We start from the raw sequence: 7,546 nt of genomic DNA, 5'->3' as shown, positions 1-7,546 counted from the left end.
TGAGTTATTTAGCCAAAACTGTTCTCTCACCCCTTTTGCTTTGTATGTAAATTTATTCTTTTGCAAACATAGGAGCCCAAACTTATACAGAAATTCCAGATCAATGCTATCTGGAATTTTTATTTTGTTCTTATTATTTTAAGATCCAGTTATGGATTTCCTTCAAAACCTGTTCTCTTATGGATTCGTTCAAAATCTCATGACGCATTTCCGGATACATCTTTACGTCTACATTTTCAAAACCATCAGTTTTTAAGTTGTCGACCGTATGCATGACTCCTTTTCCAAAGTCACCAATCGGGTCATTCTGTCCGCTTACAAATAAAAAAGGAAATGATTTAGAAATAGGTGCAGCCCAGTTTCTTGCAGTCGCCTTTTTATAAACGGTAAATAAAGTATAAAAAGCATTATGGGTGAACGGAATTCCACAAAGTTCATCCTGTTCAAAAGCCTTTCTGTTTTCAGGATTAATACTGAGCCAGCTGCTATCACCGAAGTCTTTATCTTTTTTAAAATGCTTGTTATTGACACTTGTAAAAACAGAATTTAAAAACGTACGATGACGGGGAGCAATAGCCGTAGCCAATGATAAATACGCTCTTAATACATCAATTCCCGGTAAAGGTCCGCCGGTTCCTGTAATGATAGCCCCGGAAAATTTACTGCTTGCTTTTTGAAGAAGACATCGTGTAATAAAAGATCCCATAGAATGTCCCAGAATAAAATGGGGGACATCCGGATATTGTTCTGCAAGATGATCTGCCATCATTTCCGCGTCGGCTATAAGTCTTTCATCCGGTTTTTCAAGCTGGAAGAAACCAATATCCTTTTTTTCTTTTACCGATTTTCCGTGTCCCAGATGATCATACGTCAATACAGCAATCCCATGAGCCGCGAAATATTCTGCAATCTCTGCATATCTTCCGCTGTGTTCCTGCATTCCGTGAACAATAAGTAGCGTGGCTTTCACAGAAGCTGCATACGGATAAAATAAAGTGTAAAAGAGTTTGGTTTGATCGTTTGTGGTTGCAGGTAGATAACCTGATTTTTGGAGTGGATTCATGTTTGGGATTGTCTTTTGGTGTTTTGGAGGAGGATTAAAGATATTTCTTTGCAGACTTTAAACCTAACAGGTTTTTAAAACCTGTTAGGTTTCATTATAGTAGCTACTTAGCCTCTGATAATGTCCAATCAAGGTAAATGTCTTTATTAATGATATCCACAAGAAGATCTTCCAAGTTCTCGCAAAAATTTCTTTTTAATATTAGTGGAGATTTTAGTAGGGTTTCTTTTAATTCTTCTTGAGTGTAATAATGTGCGTTTGGATGATCACTGTTGTATTGATTAGCTTTCCAGATTTTATGCTTTAATAAAACATTTACTATGTTTTCAAGGATTATGTCTTCCAATCCACATGCTTCATCTTCTACTTTATTAATTATTAAATCATATTTCCCATCCCAAATATCATAATCTTTGTAGTAAACTCTTATTAGTCTTTCCTTATTCAATTGATTAATTATATGAATAAGGCCACGTTTTTCTCCGGTTGCGCTTCCGTAGGAAATTATTTTTTTACTTCTTTTTAAAACGAATAAAGGACCTTGTCCGACAAATTGGTGTTCAAATTTTAATGTTTCAAAAAACTTTTTAGATTGATAATGGAAACAAAATGTGTCATCAGTTTCACTTATATCGTCTTCGAATATTTGAACAATATCGCCAAATTCTTTTAAAAGATATTCTTTGGCTATTTTCAAATATTCATCTTTTGTGTTTTCTTGCATGTTATTTTATGTGTTTGTGAAGATTGTTTAAGTTTTTTACGATTGAAATTTTTTTAACTTGAGTTTTCACTTTTTTTGAGTTAACTGATTAATTTATTTTTTTATATAAATTTAGCTTAATTAAGATATTGTTCTTGTGACAATATCTAATATTTTAACAAGAAATTTCTTATCTATTAGTAAGTTCTTCAATTTTATTTGAGTGTACGAAAGTTCCTTGGAATTTTCCTTTATTAATAGTACATCATTTTTACCCCAAAAATTCTTTTTATCCCATCATATATATTCTGAAGTTTCTTTTACGTTTTGTAATATTATTGAACAGCTAACGACAGAAAATATTGTTTCAAATATTCCATACCAAAATTGTTGTTTTTGCTTGAAAATCGTTAGAATTATACCCCATAATAAAAATTATACTTGTAGATAGCCATATTCCTTTCGAGGTATGTATAACTAATACGTAAGTTTTTTAATTGATCATAGTCAATATATTTCTTACTTATGTTATTAAATAAAAAAGAAAAGAATATTATTATGAAAATGGGTTTTAGTTTTGATAAGAGAATCTCATATGCATTAATTACATTATTTAATTTGGCATAAAAGTCTTCACCATTTTTTGATTCCATGATAATTTTAAAATAAATCAAATATAAAAATTATTCCGTTCAACCTCATGATTTTCACCCCACCCCAAAATAAAATTCCTCTCAAATTTGCTCACCCAATTTTTTAAAAGTAATTTTGCACGAATCTAAAAACAAAAGTAAAATATGTCAACTTATGTAGTTGTAGGTCTTCAGTACGGAGATGAAGGCAAAGGAAAAATCACGGATGTTTTATCAGCAAAATCGGATTATGTAGTACGTTTCCAGGGTGGAGACAACGCTGGTCACACGGTTTATGTGGGTGATGAGAAATTCGTTCTACACCTTCTTCCTTCAGGAGTTCTTCAATGCAAAGGGAAATGTATCATTGCGAACGGAGTAGTGGTAAACCCTAAGTCTTTCATTAAAGAAGTTGGTCAGATCGAGAGCAAAGGCTTGAGAACAGATCATATCTTTATCAGCAGAAGAGCGCATGTCATCATGCCTTACCACATCCTTTTGGATACTTATCGTGAAGAGGAACACGGAGGAACTCAGATCGGAACTACCAAAAAAGGAATCGGACCTTGTTATGAAGATAAAATTGCAAGAGTCGGGATCAGAATGGTAGACCTTTTAAATCCTGAGATTTTAAGAGATAAAATTGAGAAAAACTTAAAAGTTAAGAACTCTCTTTTTGAAAAATATTACGGAAAACCAACGTTAGACGTTGAAGAAATCTACAACGAATATTTAGCAATCGGAAAGCAGCTTCAGGACAGAATTGTTGATACTGAATTAGAGCTTAACGAGGCGATCAGAGACGGTAAAAACGTTTTATTCGAAGGAGCACAGGCATTAATGCTTGATATCGACTTCGGTACCTATCCATATGTAACTTCATCTTCTCCATCTACAGGAGGTGTTTGTTCAGGAGCTGGTGTTCCGCCAACTTCACTTCAGAACCTTATTGGAGTAGCAAAAGCTTACTGTACAAGAGTAGGAAACGGACCTTTCCCTTCTGAATTGGATAACGAACTGGGTGAAAAAATCAGACAGATCGGTGGTGAATTCGGAGCAACTACAGGTAGACCAAGAAGAACAGGTTGGTTAGACCTTGTTTCTTTAAAGCATGCTTGTATGATCAACGGAATCAACAACCTTGTGATAACTAAGCTTGACGTTCTTACAGGAATTGAGAACCTGAAAGTAGTAACCCATTACAAAACTGAAGACGGAAAAATCATCGATTATTTCACTTCGTCAACAGAAAAGCTATACAACTACGAGCCAATTTACCAGGATTTACCAGGCTGGAGCGAAGACATTACCAAAGCAAGAAGCTATGATGAACTTCCTGACACTGCTCAGAAATACATCGAGTTTATTGAAAAATACTTAGGAATTAATGTATACTTAGTTTCTGTAGGTCCTGAAAGAAGTCAGAACATCATCAGAAAAGAATTATTCTAATATTTCTTAGAACATACAATAAAAAGAGATCATCATTGATGGTCTCTTTTTTTTTAAACCTTGATGTGGGTAAGAGGTCATTAAGTTTATTCCTCATTTACTTGAGAAGAAATAACTCCTTTTTCTTCTATAAACTTTTTACTTGTAAATATTAAAATTTAAACATTATCATAAAATTTTCTAATATTATGTTGTTTTGATAAAATTTTGGCAGATGTTTTGATATTGAAACAGTACTTATCGATAAGAATAATAAAACTAATAATCAAAATTTTTAACAGTTTAAATAGTAGTAGTGATGAAACAACAAAACCAAAACCAGGAATTTCGGCTCAACGAAGTTCTGTTCGAGCACCGCAACAAAGACTATGGTGCCTATGTATTAAGAAACGAATCAGATAGAATATTAACCAAAGCGCTTTTTATCGGAGCAAGTTTAATGGCTGCAGTATCCGTTACACCATTTGTGATTTCTGCAATGAAACCTGTGAACGAGCCTGTTGGAACGGTATATGAACTTCCGAGAGTCGTTGAAATTCAAGAGATAGAAAAACCGAAAGATCCGCCGGTACAAATTGTAAAACCAACGCCGCCAGCTCCCGCAGTAAAAACATACGATGAAAGATTGCCAGAGCCTAAAGCAATTGTTACCAATGAAAAACAAGTTGTAGATAAAACGAATGCAGTAGCAAGCACAGAAACATCGGAAGGCAAAGAAGTACCAAATACAACCTATATTCCAATTGTTCCACGTGTTATCGGAGGAGATGGGCCACCCGCTGTAAAGGCTGATCCGGTAGTTGAAAAAGCAGATCCTAAAAAGATTGAAACGGAATTAAGTGTAGAAGCCAATTTTGCAGGAGGAATAGACTCCTTCAGAAATAAAGTAATGAACAGCTTCGACAGTTCAGGATTTGAATCCGAAGATGTTGTAAAGACGACAGTTACCTTTATTGTAGAAATGGACGGAACCATCTCAGGGGTAAAAGCTAACGGAACCAACGCCGATTTTAACAATGAGGCAATGAGAACTATTAAATCAATTTCCAACAAAGGAAAATGGATCCCGGCCAAAAACAAAAAAGGAGAATTCGTAAGAAGTTATTTCAAATTTCCAATCTCTATGAAATTTGATAATTAATACGGAAAAGTAAATTTCAAATAGTTATCCACAAAGAATTTTTTTTGTGGATAATTTTTTTTATCGTTAAATTGCTTATTAACAATATTTTAACTCAATTTTGATTTTCTCCACTCACCGAGAGCAAAGAAAAAAGTGTATTTTTGAAACTTAAAGTTCTAATAATGGCAAAAATCATAGGTATTGCTAATCAAAAAGGAGGTGTTGGTAAAACTACCACCGCTGTAAATTTGGCAGCAGCATTAGGAGTATTGGAAAAAAGAATATTAATCATTGATGCTGACCCTCAGGCGAATGCAACATCCGGTTTGGGTGTTGAGGATGTTCAGTATTCTACCTATAATCTTCTGGAGCATAGTGCAGATACAAGAGTCTGTATCAAAAGAACGGCAACTCCTAACCTGGACATTATTCCGTCCCATATCGATCTGGTAGCAGCGGAAATTGAATTGGTAGACAAGGAAGACCGTGAGTATATGCTGAAAAAAGCATTGGCAAGTGTAAGGGATGATTATGATTATATTATCATCGACTGTGCACCGAGTTTAGGTCTTATTACTGTAAATGCTCTTACAGCAGCAGATTCTGTAATTATTCCGATCCAGTGTGAGTATTTTGCATTAGAAGGACTTGGGAAATTGTTGAATACCGTTAAAAATGTTCAGAAAATTCACAATAAAGATCTTGGAATTGAAGGTCTTCTTTTAACCATGTACGACAGCAGATTGAGACTATCCAATCAGGTTGTGGAAGAAGTAAATCTGCACTTCCCTGAAATGGTGTTTGAAACCATTATCAGCAGAAACGTAAGATTGAGTGAAGCGCCAAGTTTCGGGGAAAGTATCCTGAACTATGATGCGGAAAGTAAAGGAGCTGTTCAGTATATTCAGTTGGCTGAAGAAGTTCTTTTGAAGAATGAAAACTTAATAAAGAATTAAATTAATAATAAATGGGCAATAAGTGAATGCTGGTCATCACTTCTCAAACATCATTTATCAATTATATCTATGAAGGACAAAAAAAGAGCTATGGGACGCGGCCTGGGCGCCATTTTAAGTGCAGAATCCAAAGCAACGATCAATTCCGCTACTGATGAAGGAGCAGATAAGTTTGTGGGAAATATTGTGGAAGTTGCGCTTGAAGATATCTATCCGAACCCAACGCAGCCGAGAACTTATTTTGATGAAAAAGCATTAAACGAACTTGCACAGTCTATTAAAAACTTAGGCGTAATCCAGCCGGTTACCTTGAGAAAAGACGGGGAGAAGTTTGAAATCATTTCCGGGGAAAGACGTTATAGGGCAACTAAAATTGCCGGATTAACGACTATTCCTGCCTATATCCGTTTAGTCAATGACCAGGAGCTTCTTGAAATGGCTCTTGTTGAAAATATCCAGAGAGAAGACCTTGATGCTATTGAAATTGCATTAACTTATCACAGGCTTTTGGAGGAAATAGGTCTTACTCAGGAAAACCTGAGCCAGAGAATCGGAAAGGACAGAAGTACGATTACCAATTCTATCAGACTGCTAAGATTAAATCCGGATATTCAGAATGCTATCAGAAGCGGTGAGATTTCTGCAGGACACGGAAGAGCGATTATCAGTCTTGAAAGTGAAGAAGCTCAGCAGATTTTATTTGATCTTATTATCAAAGAAAAATTAAACGTTCGTCAGGCTGAACAGGCTGCTGCTGCATTGAAGAACCCGAAGTCTCCTGCTGCCAAAAAAGCAAAAGTGGAGCTTTCCAATAACTATAAAAAAGCCCAGAAGACCATTGCTGATATCTTGGACGTGAAAGTAGAGATCAAAGCTTCTGGAAATGGTAAAAAAGGTAAAATTGTTCTGGACTTCAAAAATGAAGAAGAGCTGGAATATATTTTATCCCATATTAAATAAATGAAGAAAATATTTTTCACATTTTTCTTGTGTATCGCTGCACTGGCTTACTCACAAGTAAAACCTATCGATACCGTTCGGATGCAGACTCCTCCGAAAGAAGAAACCCGTGTCGTAAAGCCTGGTAAGACCGAAGCCAAAATCATTGAAGATCTTGAAAAAGCAAACGGTCCCACAGCAAAAACCTTAAAGCTTAATCCTACCAGAGCAGGATTGTACTCTGCAGTTTTACCTGGATTAGGACAGTTTTATAACAAAAAATACTGGAAAATTCCTATTGTCTGGGGAGCGGTAGGTGCCGGAGTTGGTATTGCTGTATGGAATGATAACCAATACAAAAAATACCGTGAATATTATGTGGCTAAGCTGAACGGAACTCCCAATGAGTTTGTGGACAGCCATCCGTGGCTGGACAAAAGAGCGTTGGGTAATGCACAGGACAGAGCCAAGAGGCAAAGGGATTATGCCATTGCCATTACAGGTTTGATTTATATTCTGAATATTGTAGATGCTGTAGTAGACGCTCATCTTTATGAAAGCCGTCATGATCCGGATCTGGTTTTTAAACCATCGGTTATCCAGGACCAGTATGGCTACAGCGCACCAAAAACTGGTTTCAGTTTAAGTTACAGATTTTAAAATACAACATATCTGCAG

General features: G+C 35.6%; 7 protein-coding genes. 5 read left to right on the top strand and 2 right to left on the bottom strand.

Going from position 1 to position 7,546, the window contains the following annotated elements; translation table 11 throughout:
- Window positions 1-133: 133 nt before the first annotated feature.
- A complete protein-coding gene (locus AC59HC_RS14325) occupies window positions 134-1,063 on the bottom strand; it encodes an alpha/beta fold hydrolase (protein WP_496558856.1) in 930 nt (309 codons plus the stop codon).
- A 103-nt stretch (window positions 1,064-1,166) separates the two neighbouring features.
- A complete protein-coding gene (locus AC59HC_RS14320) occupies window positions 1,167-1,787 on the bottom strand; it encodes a hypothetical protein (protein ID WP_202839785.1) in 621 nt (206 codons plus the stop codon).
- Window positions 1,788-2,563: 776 nt separating this feature from the next.
- On the opposite strand from AC59HC_RS14320, the gene AC59HC_RS14315 reads away from it, so the two are divergent.
- The 5 genes from AC59HC_RS14315 to AC59HC_RS14295 all read left to right on the top strand — a co-directional run bounded on the left by AC59HC_RS14315 (window position 2,564) and on the right by AC59HC_RS14295 (window position 7,528).
- A complete protein-coding gene (locus AC59HC_RS14315) occupies window positions 2,564-3,850 on the top strand; it encodes an adenylosuccinate synthase (protein WP_062676417.1) in 1,287 nt (428 codons plus the stop codon).
- 298 nt (window positions 3,851-4,148) lie between these two features.
- Window positions 4,149-4,991, top strand: a complete 843-nt coding sequence (locus tag AC59HC_RS14310; protein WP_202839783.1) for an energy transducer TonB — start codon at window positions 4,149-4,151, stop codon at window positions 4,989-4,991.
- A gap of 164 nt (window positions 4,992-5,155) precedes the next feature.
- Window positions 5,156-5,929: a ParA family protein gene (locus tag AC59HC_RS14305; protein ID WP_002981269.1), complete on the top strand. Its 774-nt coding sequence runs from the start codon at window positions 5,156-5,158 to the stop codon at window positions 5,927-5,929.
- A 69-nt stretch (window positions 5,930-5,998) separates the two neighbouring features.
- Window positions 5,999-6,889, top strand: a complete 891-nt coding sequence (locus AC59HC_RS14300) for a ParB/RepB/Spo0J family partition protein (RefSeq protein ID WP_411414352.1) — start codon at window positions 5,999-6,001, stop codon at window positions 6,887-6,889.
- Window positions 6,890-7,528, top strand: coding sequence for a DUF5683 domain-containing protein (locus AC59HC_RS14295; protein WP_202839779.1), 639 nt, complete (start codon window positions 6,890-6,892; stop codon window positions 7,526-7,528).
- The last annotated feature ends 18 nt before the right edge of the window (window positions 7,529-7,546 follow it).

The organism is Chryseobacterium sp. DZ-32, from assembly GCF_059587025.1.
Note: the sequence above shows the minus strand (reverse complement) of the source record. Positions and strands in the feature narration are given on the sequence as shown.